Consider the following 19,375-nt stretch of genomic DNA (forward strand, 5'->3'; position numbering starts at 1 on the left):
GGGCCGCACGGCTGATGAAGGATCTTATAGAAATCAAAGGCGTCAGGCACGCCTACACGACCAAAGCCGGACCTTTGCCGGTGCTGGACGGATTGGATATCTCGGTGCCCGAAGGGGGCTTTGCGGCTGTCGTCGGCCCTTCGGGGTGCGGCAAGTCGACCCTGACGAAGCTGATTTCGGGCCTGATGAAGCCGCGCGAGGGCGAGGTTTGGCTGGGCGGCGAAAAAGTGACCGGCCCGCGCAAAACGGTGGGCATGGCCTTTCAGAACCCTGTCATGCTGGAATGGCGCACGATCATGCAGAACGTGATCCTGCCGCTGGAAATCGTCGCGCCCCGTATGCCTCAGGCCGAACGCGAGGCCCGCGCGATGGAATTGCTAGAGATGGTCGGCCTGAAAGGGTTCGAGGGTAAGCGCCCCAGCGAATTGTCGGGTGGTATGCGCCAACGCGCCAGCCTGTGCCGCGCGCTGGTACACAAACCGCAAGTGTTGATCATGGACGAGCCCTTCGGCGCGCTGGATGCCTTCACGCGCGAGGATTTGTGGCAGACCATGCGCGAGCTGCGCCGTCAAAAGCCCTTTACATGCGTATTGATCACGCATGATTTGCGCGAGAGCGTCTTCCTTGGCGATCAGGTGGTTGTCTTGTCAGGCCGTCCGGCGCGCACGCAGTTCGTGCTGGATGTCGACTTGCCCGAGGATCGCACTCTGGACGTTTTGTTCGAACCCAAGGCCCAAGACATGCTGCACACGTTGCGCAATCAGATCAGCATTGCGCAAGGGCGCGACGGGGCGGTGCATTGATGGACAACATTCAGAAAATCGCCATCCCGCTGCTGTCGATTATCGTCTTCCTGTGCCTGTGGGAATTGATCGTCTGGTGGAACCAGTGGCCGAATTACAAGATGGCCTCGCCGTCAGACTTGCCGCCAGCCTTCTGGAAGTTCCGGCACCTGTTCCTTGAAATGTCGTGGCAGACGCTGTGGCGCACGGTGGCCGGTTTGGTGCTGGCGGTGGTTGTGGGCACGTTGCTAGGCATGGTGATGGGGTTCTCGCGCATCGCGCGCGAGGCGCTTTACCCGCTGCTGGTCGGGTTCAACGCGATCCCCAAGGCGACACTGGTGCCGATCATCGCGCTGCTGTTCATCGGCAAGCACGATTTCAACACGATCCTGATGGCCTTCATGATTAGCTTCTTCCCGATCGCGGTGTCTGTCAGCATTGGCCTCTCGACGCTCGAGCCGGAGTATCGTGATATTCTGCGTTCGCTGGGGGCAAGCCGCCTGACGATTTTCTGGAAGATCGCGCTGCCCAAAACGCTGCCCGAGTTTTTCGGTGCGCTGAAGGTTGCTGTGACGCTGGCCTTTATCGGCACTAATCTGGTCGAGATCGTCAGCCCCCACAACCGCGGCCTTGGCGCGCTGTTCAAATCGGGCGAAACCAACGGGGACTACCCGTTGATGTTCGCGGTTCTGATCGCCTTGGCGGCGCTGGGGATCGTGCTGTACTACGCGGTCGTCATTTTGGAAAAAATCTTCGCCGGTTGGGCAGAACGCAGCCAGGGCTAACCCTGCGCAATATGACCCGCCGCCCATTTGGCGGCGGGTTTTATCCCGCCGAGCGGGAAAAGATGCAGCTGCGCAATTTGGCTGGCCGGATGCGCTGCCACGTGCCGCGCAAGGTCGGCGACGATCGCATCGGGTTTCATTGGCCAGATAAAGCGGCGGATATCGCGGGCGCGCTTACGCAGAACCTGCAGCGACGGGCCGATACCGCAGGCAAGGCCGTAGCGCAGCAATATGGCGGCATGCGCGGGGCCTGCAACGCCGACATGGATGGGCACATCAATACCCATCGCCGCAATGCGCTGCGACCAATTAATCACCGGCTGCGCGTCGAACACGAACTGCGTCACCAGCGCGACCCGCGCATCGGTGCGCTGGGCGAATGCGTGCTTTGTAAGCAGCGCGCTATCGGCGGTGGCCGTGCCGCCGTTCGGGTCCAGATCGGGGCTGCCTTCGGGGTGGCCGGCAAAATGCAGGTGGGTGAACCCGAGGCGGTCGAACACCCCGCCATCAAGAAGCTGGTTGGCACTATCGAAAGGCCCCGCGGGCGCTGCGGGCCCGCCGCCCAGCAGCAGTGCGCGGCGCACGCCAGCCTCGCCCGTATAGCGCTGCAGCAGCGTGTCGAACACTGCACGGCTGGGTATGACGCGGGCGGGCAGGTGCGGCTGCGGTTCAAACCCAAGGTCACGCAGCCTGCGGGCGGCGTGCACCATGTCATCAATCGGTGTGCCCGCGATATGGGCGATGTAGACCGTCGTGCCGCGTGGCAGCCATTTTGCAATATCGGGCGTCTCGCGTAGCGACCGCGGCGTCACCTCGATCGAGAAGTCGCGCAGAAGGGGCGCCGTTGTCATGCCTGTCGCCTTCACGCAGGGGTGTCGAGGATCGCTTGGGCGGCGGCTTGTCCGCTGGCCAGACAATCGCCGACGCTGATTCCGCCGCGCCAGCTGCCCGCCAGTGACAAGCGGGCAAGCCCCGCCATATGGCTGTCGATCCGCTGCAACAGGGCAAGATGCCCAACTTCGTACTGCGGGATGGCGTGCGGCATGCGCTGGATTTTCACCCATTGGGGTGCGCCGCGCAGGTCCAGCATGTCACGCAAGTCTTGCAGGGCTGTCGCAACCAGCGTGTCATCGTCCAGTGCCATGATCGCATCGTCCTGGCGGCCGCCGAGGAAGATGCTCAGCAGATGGTGGCCCTCGGGTGCGCGGCCGGGGAACTGGCTGGACGCGAACAGCACGCCCAGCGTCCTGCGCCCTTCGCTGCGGGGGATCAGCCCGCCGAACCCGTCCAGCGTATGCCCCACGTCCTTGGCGGCAAACCCCAGCGACAGGGCGACCATCGGCGCGCTGGGAATGGCGCGCAGGTCGTCGGCAAGCGCCAGCGAGTGTGGCTCGATCAGGTTCGCGGTGATATGTGCGGGGGTGGCCAGCAAAACGTGCTTGGCGCTGTGGTGTTGGCCGCTTTGGTCCACCACTTGCCACGTGCCGCCGTTATGGGTCAGGTGGGCCACCGCGCAGTTGGTCAGCATACGACCCCCTGCGGCCTGAAACTTCTCGGCCAAGCGGCGCGGCAGTTGCTGCATGCCTTGGGGAAAGCTGACAAGCGCCCGCTTCCATGTGTCCGGCATGGTGGCTGCGGGTGGGGCGCGCCGCGCGGCCATCATTCCGCGCACGACAGACCCGCTGCCAGCGGTTTCGGCGGCAACAAGGCGGGGCATGACAGCACGCACAGACAGGCGCGCCGGATCACCGCCCGATGTGCCCGATACGAACGGATCGACGAAATGCCGCAGCACATAGGCCCCGAAATGTCGGCAGGCAAAGCCGGCGATGCTCTCGTCCGCCTCGGTGCTGGGCTTTGCGCGCAGGTCGCGCAGCAATGCGGGCAGGGCGGGGCGCGCCAAAGGGCTGGCCAACGCGCCCAGCGGCCCGCGCGGAAGGGCATGCAGGCGCCCCCCCTTGGCTATATAGCGCTTGGCTTGCGCGCCATTGGCCAGAATGACGCTGTCCGACAGGCCCAGCTTTTGGAAGGTTTCATATAGGGCGGGGCGCGCCAACAGGGTGTTTGGCCCGATCTCGGCCTGCCAATCCCCCTCGCGCAGGGTCTGCATCATGCCGCCGATACGGTCCGATGCCTCGAGCAGCGTGACGGTTTTGCCTGCCTCGGCCAGTGTCCACGCGGCGGCAAGTCCGGTAATTCCGCCGCCAATGATCAGAACATCGGTTTCAGGTTGGTCTGACATACTGGCTCTCCTGCCCAAAAATATGGCCATGCGGGGCTTGTGATGATGGCTTACGCGTGACGCAGGGAAAGTTCCAGCACCTCCCTTGTCGCAGGGGGCTACGGGGACTATCTTGGTCGGTGGCGGGTTTCTGCTCTACGCGTGTAAGGACTCAATTCCAGTGGCCTTAAGCAATTCCGAGGGAGCTGGCTCTGTTCTGGTTCTGGCCTGATTATCTGGCGCCCACCTGTAAAAACAGGTCCTCGGGAATGAAGATCCCCACGGTTGCTGCGGTTCCCGCCACCGCATTCACACCCTGACGCGCTGCGACAGCACCGCGCAGACGACCAGCTGGGTCATGTGGAACAGCATCAGCGGCAAGATCAGCAGCGACACATCCTGACCTGCGAACAAAATGCCCGCCATGGGCAGGCCCGTGGCCAGGCTTTTGGTCGATCCCACATAAAACAGCGACAAAAGATCGGCCTTTGGCATGCCAGCCAAACGGCCCGCGCCGATCACCAGCCCCATTGCCACGGCAAGCAGCGCAATCAGCAGCAGTTCCAGCGCGACGAAGGCGGCAAAGGGCATTTTATGCCAGATGCCGTTCACTACACCCGCCGAAAACGCCGAATAGACGATGAGCAGGATCGACCCGCGGTCGACGATCATCGTCGGCAGCTTGTACTTATTCAGCGGCTTGGCCAGAAACGGGCGGCAAAGCTGGCCCAGAACAAAGGGCAGCAGGATTTGCTGGGCGATTTTCCAAAATGCCGACGGCTCGATCGTGATGACCGCCGCTGAGGGGATCAGCGCCATCAACAGCAGCGGCGAGAGGATCACCCCCAGCAGGTTCGATACCGACGCCGCCGTGACCGCCCCCGCCACATTGCCGTTCGATACCGACGTAAACGCGATCGAGCTTTGCACCGTGGACGGCATACACCCGATATAGATCAGCCCCACCGCCACTGCAGCCGGTAGAAACGCTGCCGCCAGCGGGGCCACAAGCAGCGACAGCAGCGGGAACAGAACGAATGTCGCAACCAGGCAGCCCAGTTGCAGCCGCCAGTTGGCAAAGCCCGCGATAATCGTTTGGGTGGCTAGCTTGGCCCCATACAGAAAAAACAGCAGCGAGACCGCCCAGTATGTTGCCCCGCGCACGATGTCGGCAAAGCCGCCACGGGCTGGGAACACGCTGGCCAACAGCACCGTCAGGGCCAAAAGCATCATGTAGCGGTCGATGCCGATGCGTTTCAGGGCTGTTTCGATCTGCGATAAGGACATTCATCACCTACGGGTTTGGTTGCCACTGGGTTAGCGTCGGCACGGGGGGCGTGCAAGGGCTGCGGGGAATTTCGCGGCTGCCACAGGGGCGCGCAAAGCGCTGGCCGCTTAGGCAAAGCCTGTCGCATCCGCGTGCTTGCGCGCGAGCGCCGTAACAGCGGGTTGCCCAAATATGGGAAACCCGTTAGCCCAAACACGACAAAGCTGCCATGCCTACCCTTCGGCTGCTTTCCATGTATGCGCCACGCGACGAGGGCTGAAAGATGTTGCTGATTCACACCGGTGGAACGATTGGTATGGTGCCCAGCCTAGAAGGGCTGATGCCCGGCGCTGGTATCGTCGAGGCTGCGGTGGGCAAGCGCGCGCGCGTTGTCAGCTTCGAACCGCTACTGGATAGCGCCGATGTCGGCCCCGTGCACTGGAACCAGTTGTTGGATTTGATCGAGGCCGAGAACGGCCCCGTCATCATCACCCACGGCACGGATACGATGGCCTTTACCGGCGCGGCGCTGGCGCAGGCGCTTGCGGGCTGGCCTCATGCTGTGGTGCTGACAGGCGCGATGCACCCGCTGGGGCTGCAACTGGATGCCGAAGTAAACCTTGAATTGGCGCTGGCGGCCGAGCCCGGCCCGGGGGTGTGGCTGGCCTTTGCCGGGCAGGTGATGCCTGCCGATCGGCTGATCAAAACCGACAGCCAAAGCGACGCCGCCTTCCGCGCCGGTGCGCCCAGCGATGACGTGGTGCCTGCGTGGGAAAAGCGCCGCTTTGCCGAAAAGCGGCTGGCGGTGTTGACGCTGTCGCCCGGTTTGCCACCCGATATGGTGGCGGCTGCGCTGGGGCAGCTGGATGCGGCGGTTCTGCGCGTTTTCGGGGCGGGGACGATTCCGACGAACCCCGCGCTCGAGGCCGTTCTGCAGGCGGCGGGGATTCCCATGCGGGCGGTGTCTAGCTGTGAAAACGGCGGCCTGACCAAAGGGGCCTATGCTGCTGGCGCGGCCCTGTGGCGCGTCGGCGTGCAAAATGGCGGGCAAGAGACTGTCGAGGCCGCGCTGGTGAACCTCTGGCTGCAATTGTGAATTCTCGCGCGCCCGCTATAAAGTGCGGCGCCGCAGGAGGATCAGATGCAAGACAACCAGCTTTCAGCCATGGATATCACCCCGCCGCCGCAGCCGCTGCGCGGCAAGGTCGTGCCCCCGGGGTCGAAGTCGATCACCAATCGCGCGCTGCTGGTCGCGGCGCTGTCCAAAGGCACAAGCCGTATGACAGGCGCGTTAACCAGTGACGACACGCGCCACATGGCCAACGCCCTGCGCGCGATGGGGGTGGATGTTGTCGCTGAAGGCACGACGCTAACGGTCACATCGAGCGGCGTTCTGCGCGCACCATCCGAGCCACTGTTTTTGGGCAATGCCGGCACCGCGATGCGGTTCCTGACGGCGGCTTGCGCGTTTGTGGATGGCACGGTGGTGTTGAACGGTGACGAACATATGCAGCGCCGCCCCATCGCACCGCTGGTCAAGGCGCTGACGGCGCTGGGCGTCGATGTCAGCGCGCCGACGGGGTGTCCGCCCGTGACGATTAACGGCGGCCTGTCTGCGCCCGCTGGCGGCGTGGCCGAGGTGAAAATCGACGGCTCGCTTTCCAGCCAATACGTGTCGGCGCTGCTGATGGCTGCGCCCGCGGCCCCGTGGCCCGTGCGCGTGCAGGTGGGCGGCGATGCCATCGGATCGCAGGGCTACGTCGATATCACACTGGCGGTTATGCGCGCCTTTGGTGCCGAGGTGCAGCAAGAGGAAGGGCTGAGCTGGCTGATCCAGCCGACCGGATACCGCGCGACGGATTACGCGATCGAGCCTGATGCCTCGGCCGCGACCTACCTGTGGGCAGCCGAAAAGATGACCGGCGGCGCGATTGATATTGGCGTCGCGCCCGCCGCAATGAACCAGCCTGACGCGCGCGCCTATGATATGATCGCGCAGTTCCCGCATTTTCCGGCTGAAATCGACGGCGCGCAGATGCAGGACGCGATTCCGACGCTGGCCGTGATGGCGATGTTCAACGCCGGGCCCGTGCGCTTCACGGGCCTTGCCAACCTGCGCGTCAAGGAAACCGACCGCGTTCGTGCGCTTTCGACCGAACTGAACCGGATATTGCCGGGGCTTGCGGTCGAGGAGAGGGATGATTTGATAGTGCACGGTGACCCAGCACTGGCCGGTCGCCATTTGCCCGCCGCAATTTTCACCTATTCCGACCACCGCATCGCCATGAGCTTTGCGCTGGCAGGGTTGAAGGTGACGGGCATCCGTATTCTGGACCCGGGCTGTGTGTCGAAAACCTATCCCGAATACTGGCGCGATATGGGGGCCTTGGGCCTGCCGCTTACCCCCATCACCTGATTACATGATGAAGCTGCGCACGAAGTCCGAGGCCGGTTTGGCGCGGATTTCTGCGGGCTTGCCAACTTGCTCGATGCGGCCCATCGACATGACGACGACAAAATCGGCCAGTTCCATGGCCTCCTCTTGGTCGTGCGTGACGAAGATGGTGGTTAGGCCGGTTTCGTCGTGAATGTCGCGCAAGCCCTGACGCAGTTCCTTGCGGACTTTCGCATCCAGTGCCCCGAAGGGCTCATCCAGCAGCAAAACGCGCGGTTCAATCGCCAGCGCGCGCGCCAGCGCCACACGTTGGCGTTGGCCGCCCGACAACTGGCTAGGGTAGCGCGTGCCGATATCGGGTAGCTGGATCAGATCCAGTAAGCGGTTCACGCGGCGCCCGATTTCGGCGTCGGTCGGGCGTTCGGCGCGCTTGCGTGCGCGCAGGCCGTAAGCGATGTTTTCAAACACCGTCATGTGCTTGAACAGCGCATATTGCTGGAACACGAACCCCGCGCGGCGGTCTTGCACCGACATATTCGTTGCATCCTGCCCGTCAAAGCGGACGCGCCCCGAACTAGGCATTTCCAGCCCGCCCAAGATGCGCAGCAGCGTCGTTTTGCCCGAACCTGACGGCCCCAGCAGCGCTATCAGCGCACCCGAGGGGGCCGCTAGAGACACTGGGTGAAGTGCCCGCGATGTGCCGAATTCTTTGGCCAGTTCTTCGATTTCGATATGCATGGCAGATCCTTTGTCAGTGCTGGCGCGTGGCTTTGAGGACGTCGGCGTAACGCCATTCCATCAGCGATTTCAGGGCAAGGGTGACCAGCGCAAGCAGCGCCAGAACCGCAGCCATCGAAAAGGCGGCGACGGACATGTATTCGTTATAAAGCATTTCGATCATGATCGGCATGGTCGTCGTCTCGCCGCGGATCTTGCCGGAAATTACCGCGACCGCGCCGAATTCGCCCATCGCGCGGGCGTTGCACAGCAATACGCCATACAGCAGCGCCCAACGGATGTTTGGCAGTGTCACGGTAAAGAACATCCGCCAGCCAGACGCGCCCAGCGTCAGCGCGGCTTCTTCCTCGGATCGGCCCTGTTCGATCATCACGGGGATCAATTCCCGCGCGACGAACGGGAAGGTGACGAACAGCGTCGCCAGCACGATGCCGGGGAAGGCGAAGACGATTTTCATGTCATTGGCGATGAACCATGCCCCCAGCGCCGAATTCGCGCCGAACAGCAGCACCAGCGCCAGCCCCGCGACAACAGGCGAGACTGAAAACGGTACGTCGATCAGGGTGATCAGCAGCGTTTTGCCGGGGAAATCGAATTTGGTTATCGCCCACGCGGCCGCGATGCCGAAAATGGCGTTCAACGGCACGGTGATCGCGGTGACGATCAGCGTCAGCTTGATCGCCGCACGCGCATCTTCCGACCCCAGCGAGGCGACGGCCGCGCCGACCCCGCGCGAGAGGGCCTCGATGAACACGGCGATCAGCGGGGCGAACAGCAAGATAGCCGTCAGCACCAGCACCACCGCCAGAATGGCCCAGCGGACGGCGCGCGGTTCGGTTGTCACATGAGATTGCTCAGACAAGACCGATCCTCCTTCTGCTCCAGATCTGGATGCCGTTGATCACCAGCAGCATGGCAAAGGAAATCACCAGCATGGCGATGCCGATGGCGGCCGCTGCATCGTAATTGAACTCCTCTAGCCGGATGACGATGAGGAGGGGGGCGATTTCGGTTTGGAAGGGCAGGTTACCCGCGATGAAGATGACCGATCCATATTCCCCGACCGAGCGCGCTAGCGCCAAGGCAAAGCCCGTCAGCAGGGCGGGCGCCAATGTGGGGAGGATGACGCGGCGCAGGGTGTAGAAGCGGCTGGCACCCAGCGTGGCGCTGACCTCCTCGACGTCGCGCTCCAGCTCCTCGATCACGGGTTGCACGGTGCGCACGACGAAAGGCAGCCCGATAAACACCAGTGCGATCCAGATGCCGATTTCAGTATAGGCGATGCGAATGCCGAACTGCCCCAGGAACTGCCCGAAAAAGCCGTTCGGTGCATAAAGCGCCGTTAGCGCGATACCGGCAACGGCGGTCGGCAGCGCGAAGGGCAGGTCGACTGCGGCGTCAATCAGCTTGCGACCGAAAAAGCGGTAGCGCACCAAAACCCATGCCAGCAGCAGGCCGAAAACCAGATTGATCAGGGCCGCAATAAAGGCCACACGAAATGAAAGTGTCAAAGCGGCCCAAATGCGCCGCGAATTTACCATGGTCCAAAGCTCACCCAAGCCTACAGTAAAGCCGCGCCCTAAAAGCGCGGCCAGAGGCAAGAGGACAACGATGGATAACATCGTCAGGGTCACACCGAATGTCAGGCCGAAGCCTGGCATCGGTGAGGGGGTGCGCCTGAGGCTTACCTTCATCTTATTCCTCGTAAATTTGGTCGAAAATTCCGCCGTTTCCAAAGAAGTCTGGTTGAACTTTGGCCCATCCGCCCAGTTCGTCAATAGTGACTAGATCAAGTGCGGGGAAGCGGGCCAGATCTTCGGCTGTCGCGGCCGAGGTATCCCATGCGCGATAGTAATGTTTCAGCGCCAGTGCCTGCGCTTCGGGCGAATAAAGATGCTCGAGGTAAGCGGTCGCCAGCGCGCGGTCGGCGTCGGTTTTCAGGTTGCCATCGACGATCGACACCGGCGGTTCCGCAAGGATCGAGACCGAGGGGACGATAATGTCGAACGCGCCTTCGCCTTGTTCGGCCAGCGCAAGGAACGCCTCGTTTTCCCAAGCCAGCAGCACATCGCCCAAGCCGCGTTGCACGAAGGTGTTGGTCGCGCCGCGTGCGCCGGTATCCAGCACCGGCACGTTGCGCAGCATCTGGCCCATGTAGTCGCGCACCTGCGTTTCGTCGCCGTCGAATTCTTTCAGCGCCCACGCCCAGCCAGCCATGAAGTTCCAGCGCGCCCCGCCCGATGTCTTGGGGTTGGGGGTGATCACTTCGACATCATCGCGCACCAGATCGTCCCAGTCGGTGATATCTTTGGGGTTACCCTCGCGGACAAGGAACACGATGGTCGAAGTGTAGGGCGACGAATTGTGCGGCAGGCGGGTCTGCCAGTCGGCGGGAATTTTTCCGGTCATGCTGCTGATCGTGTCGATGTCAGCCGCCAGTGCCAGTGTGACGACACCCGCTTCCAGCCCGTCGACAACTGCGCGGGCTTGGCCGCCCGATCCGCCATGCGATTGGCGCAGGGTCGGTGCAGGGTTGCCCTGCGCGGTCCACCATTCGGCGAACAACTCGTTGTATTCACGGTAAAGTTCGCGGGTGGGGTCATAGCTGACGTTCAGCAGTTCTTGCGCGTGCAGGGGGGCTGCGGGCGCAGTTGCGGCCATCGACAGGCCGACGGCAGCCGCCATCCATGCAAACCCGCGCGACAGGCTGAGCGAGGACAGCGCGCGCACGAAAGCCGAGGGTTGTTCAGCCTCGTTTGCGTCAAGGGCGGTGCCGATAATGCGGCGATTGCCTGCGTCAATCTCAATCCGGCCGTCGCGCAATGTGCGGACGAAGCGGCCCTGAGCGAGCGCGTGGGTTCCGGTGCGAACAGTGCGATACATCTTCAAACTCCACGTGAACCGAAGGCTGGCGTTGCTGCGTGCCTTGCTTGATACTTAAATTACGACATAGCCTGTCGTGTTTATCAAGAAAAATATAACGACCCTATCTTTCGCTGAGGCTTTGCCCGAGCGGCGCGCCTTGCGCTGTTACCGGTTTACCTTGTGCGGCGGGGGTGGCACGGTCCGGCCATGACCCAGACTGTTTCCGTTCCGCTTTGGCTGCTGATTCTGATTGTGCTATTTGCAGCGGTCACGTTTGCATCGCATTTTCTGTTTCCGTCCGTGCGCTGGTTTTTTCGTAAACGAATGGAACGGGTTGTCGCGCAGGTGAATGCGCGCCTGCCGCGCCCGATCGAGCCGTTCAAGCTGGCCGAGCGTCATGACATGATCCAGCGCCTGATCTACGACCCCGAGGTCGTCGCGCAGGTGGTTGAACATGCACGCACAAATAATATGCCCGAAGCCGTCGCGTTTGCGCGTGCACGTGATTATGCGCGCGAAATAGTGCCTGCTTTTTCAGCACGGGTCTATTTCTCGCTGGGGCTGCGAATCGCGCGCTGGCTGTCGCGCACGCTTTATCGGGTGCGGGTGGGGGGCGATGCGGCAGCGCAGTTCGAAAGCCTCGATCCTGATGCGACAGTCATCTACGTGGTCAATCACCGCTCGAACATGGACTATATTCTGGTGACGTGGCTGGTATCGGGGTCGACCACGGTATCCTATGCGGTGGGGGAATGGGCCCGCGTTTGGCCACTATCGTGGCTGATCCGCGCAATGGGGGCTTATTTCATCCGCCGCCGCGCGCGCGGGGCGCTTTATCGCCGCGTTTTGGAACGCTATGTCCAGATGGCGACGGCAGGCGGGGTTACACAGGCCTTCTTCCCCGAAGGCGGCCTGTCGTTGGACGGGCATCAGGCCAAAGCGAAGCTGGGTCTGTTTTCCTATCAGGTCGAGAGTTACTGCCCGGGGATGCGCAATGTCGTTTTCGTGCCGGTGGCGATCAACTACGATCGCATATTGGAAGATCGCTTTCTGATTGCGGCCGATCATTCGGGTATACGCAAATTCCGCCCGCCGATTTTGCGCGGCCTTTGGGCGATGGCCAGCCATCTGGCGCAGCGGATGACGCTGCGGTTTCGGGGCTTCGGCTCGGCCACAGTCGCCTTTGGCGCGCCGCTGTCGCTGGCGGCTGCCGCGCCGCAGGGCGGGGCCGGCATGACGCAGCACATTGCGGATATTCTGATGGCCCGCATTCGCGATGTGATGCCGGTGACGCCTGTGCCGCTGGTGGCGCGTGCCCTGCTGCGAATCGATGCACCGACGCGGGCAAAGCTGGTGGCTGCCGTCAGCGCCGATCTGGCCCGCCTGCAAGATACCGGTGCGTTCCTGATGCGGCGCGGCCCGACGGTGATCGTCGACGACGCGTTGGCCATTTTGTTCGAACGCCACATCATCCGCGAAAGCGGTGCCGATCTGGTGGTGCGCGGCGCCGACACCGATGTGCTGCGATTCTACGCCGCGTCGATCGAACACCACTTTGGCGAGGGGCCCGCTCAGCCGGTCGAGGGGGTGGTGCCCGAAAACGAACAGCAAAAGCTGTTGGTCAGTTAGATTCCTCGGCGGTCAGGGCGAAGGGGGCGGGCGCGATGTCCAGATCTGTGACCGATAGCGGGGCCGCGGGACGCGATAGGGCATAGCGGGTCACCCAGCGCAGCTCGCGCTCGGCCCGCGTGATGGCGACATAGGCCAAGCGCTTCCACAGGGGTTGGCCAGCCTCGTTCCGGCCCGCGCGGGCGGCGGCCAGAATGTCGGGGGCAAAGACCTGCACCGTATCCCATTGCGACCCTTGCGATTTATGGATCGTCACGGCTGCCCCGTGCAGAAAGGTCGCCCCCATTTTGGCGGCGTAGGGAATGAAAGGTTCTTCCTCGCCCACCTGTTCGATTTTCACGATGCTGGATGCGCCAAGGCGCGGGTCTTCGGCCCCCATCACATGCAGGCGCGAGAAGCCGGGGCGTTTGCCCGGCCCAAGGTAGATGACCTGCGCCCCCTTGATCAGCCCGCGCGCCTCCAGGTCGAGGCGCTTTTTGCGATGTTGTTGGGGCAGTTCGATCCCGTCGCAGATCAGCGGCTCGCCGGGCAGCAGGCTGTCGGCGGGGGCGTTATAGACGTTGCGAAAGGCGTGGATCAGCCGGATCCGCGTGGCGTTGCGCCAGACCAACACAGGGCTGCGGGCCATCAGTTCGGATTCGACGCGGCTGGCATAAACGACACGGCTGTCCTTGCGGGCGGCGTCTTCGATCATGCGGTCGAACGCGTCGAATTCCAGCGCGGGGTCGGCCAGCGCGTGGGCAAGGTCGAGGATGGGGTTGTCGGCCTCTTGCCGGTGGATGCGGTTCAGCACGAAGCGCCGCTGGGGCGGCAGCTTTTCAAAGGCCATGCCACCCACGCCCTGCACGGGGGGCAGTTGTGCGGGGTCGCCGAACAGGATGAGTGTCGGGAAAATCTCTTGCAGGTCTTTCAACTGCCGCTCGTCCAGCATCGAGCTTTCGTCGATGAAGCCGATATCCAGCGGGTCTTCGCGCCGCTTCCAGCCGCTGATGAAATCCGACCCGCGCAAGCCTGCGGCAGCCAGTGCGGCGGGGATACTGGCGTTCTGTCCATAACTGGCCTTGGCGCGATCCAGCTGGATGTCGGTGACGGCTTCGGTCTGTTCGGGGCGGTCGCCTTGGCCGATCAGCCATTCGGCGATCTTTTCGTATTCGGGATCGTAGACGGGGGTGTACAAAATACGGTGGATGGTGGTCGCAGGCACGCCGCGATTGCGCAGCACCGATGCTGCCTTGTTGGTCGGGGCCAGCACAGCCAGCGTTCGCCTGTCTTTGCGGGGCTTACCTTCCCAATCGGCGGAAATGATCTCGGCGCCAGCCTCTTTCAGGCCGCGGGTCAGTTGGGCCAGCAGCAGGGTTTTCCCCGATCCGGCCTTGCCGATCACGGCCAAGGTGCGCTGCACCTCGGACGGGGGGCCGATAATGTCGTGGCTGTCGATGTCGATGCCGGTATCGTGCAGGGCCGCTGCAACGGCATCCCACGCTTCGGCCTGATCTGGGGAAAGGGCGACGGAACTCATGCGCAGACCCTAACCGCCGCAGCCGCCTTGCACCAGTGGGCGCGATGCGTCATGCAAGGGGGGAACAAAACGGGGGGTGATCCACATGAAACACGTGCTGCTGCTGAACGGCCCGAACCTGAACATGCTGGGGCGCCGCCAGCCCGAGATTTACGGCGCCGAGACGCTGGACGACATCATCGCAGCCAGCACCGCCCATGCGCAGACGCTGGGTCTGCAGCTAGAGGCGCGCCAGTCGAATATCGAGGGGGAACTGGTGACCTGGATCCAGCAAGCGCGCGAGACCGCCGCCGCGATCATCATCAACCCCGGTGCCTACAGCCACACATCCGTTGCGATTCTGGATGCGCTGAACATGTTCGAGGGGCCGGTGATGGAGGTGCACATCACCAACATCCACAAGCGCGAGGCGTTCCGTCATCACTCGTTCGTGTCGGCGCGGGCGGATGGGGTTATTGCGGGTTGCGGCACGCAGGGGTATGAACTGGCCCTCTCGCGTTTGGCCCGCCTTTTGGGCTGACGCCGCAAGGACACACATGACACATTCCAAGACGCCCATCTTGCAGGTCGAAAACCTGCAAAAGCGCTATCCGTCGGGGTTTACGGCCCTCAATGGCGTGAACCTGACCGTCGGCGAAGGCGAAATTCTGGCCCTGCTCGGGCCGAACGGCGCAGGCAAGACCACGCTGATTTCATCGATTTGCGGGATCAGCCGCCCCACGGGCGGGCGCGTTCTGGTCGGCGGGCACGACATCCAGTCCGACTATCGGGCCGCGCGCAGCCTGATCGGCCTTGTGCCGCAGGAACTGACCATCGACGGGTGGGAACCCGTCATGCAGACCATCCGCTATTCGCGCGGCCTGTTCGGTCGCCCCGCGAACGAGGCGTATCTGCGCGGCCTGCTGGACCGGCTGTCGCTGGCCGACAAGGCGGATTCGCGCGTCAACCAGCTGTCGGGCGGGATGAAGCGGCGTGTGCTGATCGGCAAGGCGCTGGCGCACGAGCCGCGCATTCTGTTTCTGGACGAGCCGACAGCGGGCGTCGACGTGGAACTGCGCCGTGACATGTGGGATCTGGTCGCCGACCTGAAGGCGCAGGGCGTTACCATCATCCTTACCACCCACTATCTGGAAGAGGCCGAGGCGATCGCCGACCGCGTCGCCGTCATCGACAAGGGCCAGATTCTGCTGGTCGAGGATAAAGACGTGCTGATGCGTCAGATGGGCCGCAAGTTCCTGCGTGTGATGCTGGACGCGCCCCTCTCCACCATCCCCGAGGCGTTGGCCCGCGAGGGTCTGACGCTGGAGGATGGCGGCCGCACGCTGCTTTACACCTATGACACGCACGCCGAGCGCACTGGCATTCGCGCGCTGCTGAACGATTTGAATGCGGTTGGCCTGCGCATGGTCGATCTGAAAACGCATGAAAGCTCGCTCGAGGAGATTTTCATCAATCTGGTGAAAGGGGCAGAGCAATGAACTGGCGTGCTGTCTGGGCAATCTATCAAAGCGAGATGCAACGCTTTTTCCGCACGATGTACCAAAGCATCGTCTCGCCCGTTATCTCGACTGCGCTGTATTTCGTGGTGTTCGGCACCGCCATTGGCAGCCGTATCCAAACGGTCGAGGGGATCAGCTATGGCGCGTTCATCGTGCCGGGGCTGGTGATGCTGGCGCTGATCATGCAGGGCACATCGAACGCGTCTTTCGGGATTTACCGCCCGCGCTTTGTCGGCGCGATTTACGAAATCCTGTCCGCCCCGATCAGCTTTTTCGAGGTGGTGCTGGGCTTTGTCGGCGCGGCGGCTAGCAAGGCGATGTTCATCGGCGTAATCATCCTGCTGACCTCGACCTTCTTTGTCGATCTGCACTTTGCTCATCCGCTGGCGATGGTGCTGTTCTTTGTGCTGACGGCGGTCAGCTTTGCCCTGTTCGGCTTTGTTTTAGGGATTTGGGCCGATAGTTTCGAACAAGTGAGCCTGATTCCCAGCCTTGTGCTGACGCCATTGGTGTTTCTCGGGGGCACATTCTATTCGATCTCGATGTTGCCGCCCGCGTGGCAGGTGGTCAGCATGTTCAACCCGGTGGTTTACCTGATTTCAGGCTTCCGCTGGGCGTTCTTTGGCCATGCCGATGTGCCGATAGTGGCCAGCCTTGTGGCGATCAGCCTGTTTTTGGCGTTCTGCCTGTGTATTGTATGGCTGATCTTCCGCACCGGATGGCGGCTGCGCAAATAAGGACGGGCTGATGCTGTTGAAAATCATGATCGTGTTTCTGGCGGGGATGGTCTTGCTGGCCATGGTGACCGCTCAGGTCATGAAATGGATGGGCAAACAGCCGAAACTGACGAAAACCTGCACCGCCTGCGGCAAGCCGCTGCTGGCGCGCAGGTGTGATTGCAAGCGGGGGAACTGATGCGGGCTTTGGTCACCGGCGCTGGGGCGCGGTTGGGGCAGGCGATGGCCATTTATCTGGGTCAGCGCGGGTTTGATGTGGCGGTGCATTATGCATCCTCGCGCGCGGGGGCGGATGAAACCGTCGCCGCCATCACCGCGCTGGGCCGCAAGGCGGTGGCGCTGCAAGCCGACCTGCTGGTCGAGGCCGAGGTCGAGGCATTGGTCGCCCGCGCCGCCGAAGCGCTGGGCGGGCCGCTGACGTGCCTTGTGAACAACGCCTCGATCTTTGAATACGACAATATCACCACCGCCACGCGTAGCAGCTGGGATCGGCATATCGAATCCAACCTGCGCGCGCCGTTTGTGCTGACCCAGCACTTTGCCGCCCAGGCCCCCAAAGCCGTAGCCGACATGCGCGGCGAGCCTGTGGCGCAGGCCGTCGTCGTCAATATGATTGACCAGCGCGTTCACAAGTTGACGCCCGAATTCATGTCCTACACCATCGCCAAGATGGGCCTATGGGCGTTCACGCGTACCGCCGCGCAAGCACTGGCCCCCGATGTGCGTGTGAATGCCATCGGCCCCGGCCCGACGCTGCGCGGGGGGCGGCAATCCGAAGACCATTTTGCCCGCCAACGCGCCGCAACCGTGCTGCAGCGTGGCTCGAACCCCGAGGATATCTGTGCCGCGCTGGGCTATTTTCTGGATGCGCCGGGTGTGACCGGCCAGATGCTGGCGACCGACGGCGGGCAGCACTTGGCATGGCAAACCCCAGATATTCTGGGTGTCGAGTAGTTCCCTTTTCGTTCGGAATGACTAGATAGTGCAGCAGTCGACGTTCAGGCAGGCCATGCACAGCTTATCCCATAGTTATCCACAGGCTTTCGGGCCGCAGATCCACAGGGTTTTACAGTCATGAGTGACGAACCCCTGATCGGGCGTCTGTTGATTGCCGATTACGTCAAGCGGCTGGATGGCTCGCCCGGTGTCTATCGGATGCTGGATGGCGAATCGCGCGTGCTGTATGTGGGTAAGGCCAAGAACCTGAAGGCGCGCGTGTCGAACTATGCGCGCGAGGGCGGCCATTCCGCGCGCATTGACCGCATGATCCGCGAAACCCGCGCGATGATGTTCCTGACGACCAAGACCGAGGTCGAGGCCCTGCTGCTGGAACAGAATCTGATCAAGCAGCTCAAGCCGCATTACAACGTGCTGCTGCGCGACGACAAAAGCTTTCCCAATATCCGCATTAGCCGCGATCACCCCTTTGCGCAGATCGCCAAGCATCGCGGTGCCCGCAACGATAAGGCCGATTATTTCGGGCCCTTCGCCAGTGCCACTGCGGTGAACCGCACGTTGAACCAGTTGCAAAAGGCGTTCCAGCTGCGCGTGTGCGAAGATGCTACCTTCAACAACCGCACGCGGCCGTGCCTGCTGCACCAGATCAAGCGCTGCTCTGCCCCGTGTGTCGGTAAAATCAGCCAAGAGGATTACGCCGCCGAAGTTGCCGAGGCGAAGATGTTCCTGCAAGGGCGCAGCGCCGCCATTCAGGAACGGCTTGGCGCAGAAATGGCGGCCGCGTCCGAGGCGATGGAATTTGAACGCGCCGCTGCGCTGCGCGACCGTATCCGTGCGCTGACCGCCGTGCAGACATCGCAGGGCATCAACCCCCGCACCGTCCCCGAGGCTGACGTCATCGCCTTGCACATGGAGCACGGGCAGGCCTGCGTGCAGGTGTTTTTCATCCGCGCGAACCAGAACTGGGGCAACCACGATTTCTACCCCAAACTGAACGATGAAACCGATGCGGGCGAGGTGATGGAATCGTTCGTCGGCCAGTTCTACACCAACCGCGACCCCGCGCGGGTCGTGCTGCTGTCGCAGGGCTTGGATGACCCCGACCTGATGGCCGCCGCGCTATCGGAAAAGGTCGGGCGCAAGGTGGAGATCGCAGTCCCCCAGCGGGGCGAGCGTGCTGAATTGGTCGAAGGCGCGCTGCGCAACGCGCGCGAAAGCCTGGCGCGGCGCATGTCCGAAACCGCGACTCAGCGCCGTCTGCTGGAAGGGATCGCGACCGCATTCGATCTGGATGCGCCCCCGCGCCGGATTGAGCTTTACGACAACTCGCACATCCAAGGGGCGCATGCGATTGGCGCGATGGTCGTGGCCGGCCCCGATGGGTTTGAAAAGAACCAGTACCGCAAGTTCAATATCAAAGACCCGAACACGACGCCCGGCGACGACTTTGGCATGATGCGCGAAGTGCTGACCCGCCGCTTCCAGCGCCTGCTGCGCGAGGATCCCGACCGCGAAAGCCCCGAATGGCCCGACCTGCTGTTTATCGATGGCGGCGCGGGGCAGGTCTCGGCTGTGCACGAGGTGCTGAACGAATTGGGGGTCGAGGATATCGCCATGATCGGCATTGCCAAGGGCGAGGATCGCGATCTAGGGAAAGAGGAATTCTACCGCAAAGGTCGCCCCGTGATGGCGCTGCGCCACAACGATCCTGTGCTCTATTTCATCCAGCGTCTGCGCGACGAGGTGCACCGCTTTGCCATCGGCACCCACCGCGCCAAGCGGGCCAAAGCCTTCACCAGCAATGCGCTGGACGACATCGGCGGCGTCGGCCCCACGCGCAAACGCGCGCTGCTGCAGCATTTTGGCAGCGCCAAGGACGTTGCGAACGCCCACCTCGAAGATTTGAAGGCCGCCCCCGGAATCTCGGATGCGCTGGCCGAGAAGATCTATAACTATTTCCATGCCAAGGGCTGATCGCTTG

The 19,375-nt window shown here is 62.7% G+C and carries 19 protein-coding genes and 1 other RNA gene; 12 read left to right on the forward strand and 8 right to left on the reverse strand.

Annotated elements, in window-relative coordinates:
* Positions 1 to 14: 14 nt before the first annotated feature.
* A complete protein-coding gene (locus tag BVG79_RS01790; RefSeq protein WP_085787186.1) occupies positions 15 to 803 on the forward strand; it encodes an ABC transporter ATP-binding protein in 789 nt (262 codons plus the stop codon).
* On the forward strand, positions 803 to 1,567 hold the full coding sequence (locus BVG79_RS01795; RefSeq protein WP_085785382.1) for an ABC transporter permease: 765 nt from the start codon (positions 803 to 805) through the stop codon (positions 1,565 to 1,567). Before BVG79_RS01790 ends, BVG79_RS01795 begins: the two co-directional genes overlap by 1 nt.
* Here BVG79_RS01795 and BVG79_RS01800 read toward each other — a convergent pair.
* On the reverse strand, positions 1,564 to 2,418 hold the full coding sequence (locus tag BVG79_RS01800; protein ID WP_085785383.1) for a methylenetetrahydrofolate reductase: 855 nt from the start codon (positions 2,416 to 2,418) through the stop codon (positions 1,564 to 1,566). The genes BVG79_RS01795 and BVG79_RS01800 overlap by 4 nt on opposite strands.
* 11 nt (positions 2,419 to 2,429) lie before the next feature.
* A complete protein-coding gene (gene hemG, locus BVG79_RS01805; RefSeq protein WP_085785384.1) occupies positions 2,430 to 3,809 on the reverse strand; it encodes a protoporphyrinogen oxidase in 1,380 nt (459 codons plus the stop codon).
* Between the two features lie 124 nt (positions 3,810 to 3,933).
* Here hemG and ssrS point away from each other — a divergent pair.
* Positions 3,934 to 4,089: non-coding RNA, 6S RNA (gene ssrS / locus BVG79_RS13930), on the forward strand.
* 8 nt (positions 4,090 to 4,097) lie between these two features.
* Here the strand turns inward: ssrS and BVG79_RS01810 are convergent.
* Positions 4,098 to 5,075, reverse strand: a complete 978-nt coding sequence (locus tag BVG79_RS01810; RefSeq protein ID WP_085785385.1) for a bile acid:sodium symporter family protein — start codon at positions 5,073 to 5,075, stop codon at positions 4,098 to 4,100.
* 263 nt (positions 5,076 to 5,338) lie between these two features.
* Here BVG79_RS01810 and BVG79_RS01815 point away from each other — a divergent pair, with 263 nt between their 5' ends.
* Both BVG79_RS01815 and BVG79_RS01820 read left to right on the forward strand, forming a co-directional pair.
* Positions 5,339 to 6,151 carry an asparaginase domain-containing protein gene (locus BVG79_RS01815; protein ID WP_085785386.1) on the forward strand — a complete coding sequence of 271 codons (813 nt, stop codon included), beginning with the start codon at positions 5,339 to 5,341 and terminating at the stop codon, positions 6,149 to 6,151.
* Between the two features lie 45 nt (positions 6,152 to 6,196).
* Complete coding sequence (locus BVG79_RS01820; protein WP_085785387.1) at positions 6,197 to 7,471, forward strand: 3-phosphoshikimate 1-carboxyvinyltransferase; 1,275 nt, start codon at positions 6,197 to 6,199, stop codon at positions 7,469 to 7,471.
* Here the strand turns inward: BVG79_RS01820 and BVG79_RS01825 are convergent, their stop codons facing one another.
* The 4 genes from BVG79_RS01825 to BVG79_RS01840 are packed head-to-tail and all read right to left on the reverse strand — an operon-like array spanning position 7,472 to position 11,071.
* The gene (locus BVG79_RS01825; protein WP_085785388.1) at positions 7,472 to 8,188 is read right to left on the reverse strand and encodes a sulfate/molybdate ABC transporter ATP-binding protein; all 717 of its coding nucleotides are present in this window, start codon (positions 8,186 to 8,188) and stop codon (positions 7,472 to 7,474) included.
* A 13-nt stretch (positions 8,189 to 8,201) separates the two neighbouring features.
* Positions 8,202 to 9,050, reverse strand: a complete 849-nt coding sequence (gene cysW / locus BVG79_RS01830) for a sulfate ABC transporter permease subunit CysW (RefSeq protein WP_085785389.1) — start codon at positions 9,048 to 9,050, stop codon at positions 8,202 to 8,204.
* Positions 9,043 to 9,882 carry a sulfate ABC transporter permease subunit CysT gene (gene cysT / locus BVG79_RS01835; protein ID WP_085785390.1) on the reverse strand — a complete coding sequence of 280 codons (840 nt, stop codon included), beginning with the start codon at positions 9,880 to 9,882 and terminating at the stop codon, positions 9,043 to 9,045. The genes cysW and cysT overlap by 8 nt, the downstream gene beginning before the upstream one ends.
* Before the next feature lies 1 nt (position 9,883).
* Positions 9,884 to 11,071, reverse strand: coding sequence for a sulfate ABC transporter substrate-binding protein (locus BVG79_RS01840; protein WP_085785391.1), 1,188 nt, complete (start codon positions 11,069 to 11,071; stop codon positions 9,884 to 9,886).
* Positions 11,072 to 11,260: 189 nt separating this feature from the next.
* On the opposite strand from BVG79_RS01840, the gene BVG79_RS01845 reads away from it, so the two are divergent.
* Positions 11,261 to 12,682, forward strand: a complete 1,422-nt coding sequence (locus tag BVG79_RS01845; RefSeq protein WP_085785392.1) for a 1-acyl-sn-glycerol-3-phosphate acyltransferase — start codon at positions 11,261 to 11,263, stop codon at positions 12,680 to 12,682.
* On the opposite strand, the gene BVG79_RS01850 is transcribed toward BVG79_RS01845, so the two are convergent.
* Complete coding sequence (locus BVG79_RS01850) at positions 12,675 to 14,201, reverse strand: ATP-dependent DNA helicase (RefSeq protein WP_085785393.1); 1,527 nt, start codon at positions 14,199 to 14,201, stop codon at positions 12,675 to 12,677. The genes BVG79_RS01845 and BVG79_RS01850 overlap by 8 nt on opposite strands.
* A gap of 85 nt (positions 14,202 to 14,286) precedes the next feature.
* On the opposite strand from BVG79_RS01850, the gene aroQ reads away from it, so the two are divergent.
* The 6 genes from aroQ (at position 14,287) to uvrC (ending at position 19,368) form a co-directional block, all read left to right on the forward strand.
* Positions 14,287 to 14,721 carry a type II 3-dehydroquinate dehydratase gene (gene aroQ / locus BVG79_RS01855; protein WP_085785394.1) on the forward strand — a complete coding sequence of 145 codons (435 nt, stop codon included), beginning with the start codon at positions 14,287 to 14,289 and terminating at the stop codon, positions 14,719 to 14,721.
* Positions 14,722 to 14,737: 16 nt separating this feature from the next.
* Positions 14,738 to 15,679 (forward strand): ABC transporter ATP-binding protein, encoded by a 942-nt coding sequence (locus BVG79_RS01860; RefSeq protein ID WP_085785395.1) that lies wholly within the window; start codon positions 14,738 to 14,740, stop codon positions 15,677 to 15,679.
* Positions 15,676 to 16,437 (forward strand): ABC transporter permease, encoded by a 762-nt coding sequence (locus BVG79_RS01865; RefSeq protein ID WP_085785396.1) that lies wholly within the window; start codon positions 15,676 to 15,678, stop codon positions 16,435 to 16,437. Before BVG79_RS01860 ends, BVG79_RS01865 begins: the two co-directional genes overlap by 4 nt.
* Before the next feature lie 10 nt (positions 16,438 to 16,447).
* A complete protein-coding gene (locus BVG79_RS13610) occupies positions 16,448 to 16,615 on the forward strand; it encodes a hypothetical protein (protein ID WP_198167871.1) in 168 nt (55 codons plus the stop codon).
* Positions 16,615 to 17,391: an SDR family oxidoreductase gene (locus tag BVG79_RS01870; protein WP_085785397.1), complete on the forward strand. Its 777-nt coding sequence runs from the start codon at positions 16,615 to 16,617 to the stop codon at positions 17,389 to 17,391. Before BVG79_RS13610 ends, BVG79_RS01870 begins: the two co-directional genes overlap by 1 nt.
* Before the next feature lie 120 nt (positions 17,392 to 17,511).
* On the forward strand, positions 17,512 to 19,368 hold the full coding sequence (uvrC, locus tag BVG79_RS01875; RefSeq protein ID WP_085785398.1) for an excinuclease ABC subunit UvrC: 1,857 nt from the start codon (positions 17,512 to 17,514) through the stop codon (positions 19,366 to 19,368).
* Positions 19,369 to 19,375: the final 7 nt, after the last annotated feature.

It is taken from the genome of Ketogulonicigenium robustum (assembly GCF_002117445.1).
GTDB classification, from domain to species: domain Bacteria; phylum Pseudomonadota; class Alphaproteobacteria; order Rhodobacterales; family Rhodobacteraceae; genus Ketogulonicigenium; species Ketogulonicigenium robustum.

Coding starts and splice junctions, on each gene's coding strand:
- BVG79_RS01790 (WP_085787186.1), top strand. CDS start 15: ATGAAGGATCTTATAGAAATCAAAGGCGTCAGGCACGCCTACACGACC.
- BVG79_RS01795 (WP_085785382.1), top strand. CDS start 803: ATGGACAACATTCAGAAAATCGCCATCCCGCTGCTGTCGATTATCGTC.
- BVG79_RS01800 (WP_085785383.1), bottom strand. CDS start 2,418: ATGACAACGGCGCCCCTTCTGCGCGACTTCTCGATCGAGGTGACGCCG.
- hemG (WP_085785384.1), bottom strand. CDS start 3,809: ATGTCAGACCAACCTGAAACCGATGTTCTGATCATTGGCGGCGGAATT.
- BVG79_RS01810 (WP_085785385.1), bottom strand. CDS start 5,075: ATGTCCTTATCGCAGATCGAAACAGCCCTGAAACGCATCGGCATCGAC.
- BVG79_RS01815 (WP_085785386.1), top strand. CDS start 5,339: ATGTTGCTGATTCACACCGGTGGAACGATTGGTATGGTGCCCAGCCTA.
- BVG79_RS01820 (WP_085785387.1), top strand. CDS start 6,197: ATGCAAGACAACCAGCTTTCAGCCATGGATATCACCCCGCCGCCGCAG.
- BVG79_RS01825 (WP_085785388.1), bottom strand. CDS start 8,188: ATGCATATCGAAATCGAAGAACTGGCCAAAGAATTCGGCACATCGCGG.
- cysT (WP_085785390.1), bottom strand. CDS start 9,882: ATGAAGGTAAGCCTCAGGCGCACCCCCTCACCGATGCCAGGCTTCGGC.
- BVG79_RS01840 (WP_085785391.1), bottom strand. CDS start 11,071: ATGTATCGCACTGTTCGCACCGGAACCCACGCGCTCGCTCAGGGCCGC.
- BVG79_RS01845 (WP_085785392.1), top strand. CDS start 11,261: ATGACCCAGACTGTTTCCGTTCCGCTTTGGCTGCTGATTCTGATTGTG.
- BVG79_RS01850 (WP_085785393.1), bottom strand. CDS start 14,201: ATGAGTTCCGTCGCCCTTTCCCCAGATCAGGCCGAAGCGTGGGATGCC.
- aroQ (WP_085785394.1), top strand. CDS start 14,287: ATGAAACACGTGCTGCTGCTGAACGGCCCGAACCTGAACATGCTGGGG.
- BVG79_RS01860 (WP_085785395.1), top strand. CDS start 14,738: ATGACACATTCCAAGACGCCCATCTTGCAGGTCGAAAACCTGCAAAAG.
- BVG79_RS01865 (WP_085785396.1), top strand. CDS start 15,676: ATGAACTGGCGTGCTGTCTGGGCAATCTATCAAAGCGAGATGCAACGC.
- BVG79_RS13610 (WP_198167871.1), top strand. CDS start 16,448: ATGCTGTTGAAAATCATGATCGTGTTTCTGGCGGGGATGGTCTTGCTG.
- BVG79_RS01870 (WP_085785397.1), top strand. CDS start 16,615: ATGCGGGCTTTGGTCACCGGCGCTGGGGCGCGGTTGGGGCAGGCGATG.
- uvrC (WP_085785398.1), top strand. CDS start 17,512: ATGAGTGACGAACCCCTGATCGGGCGTCTGTTGATTGCCGATTACGTC.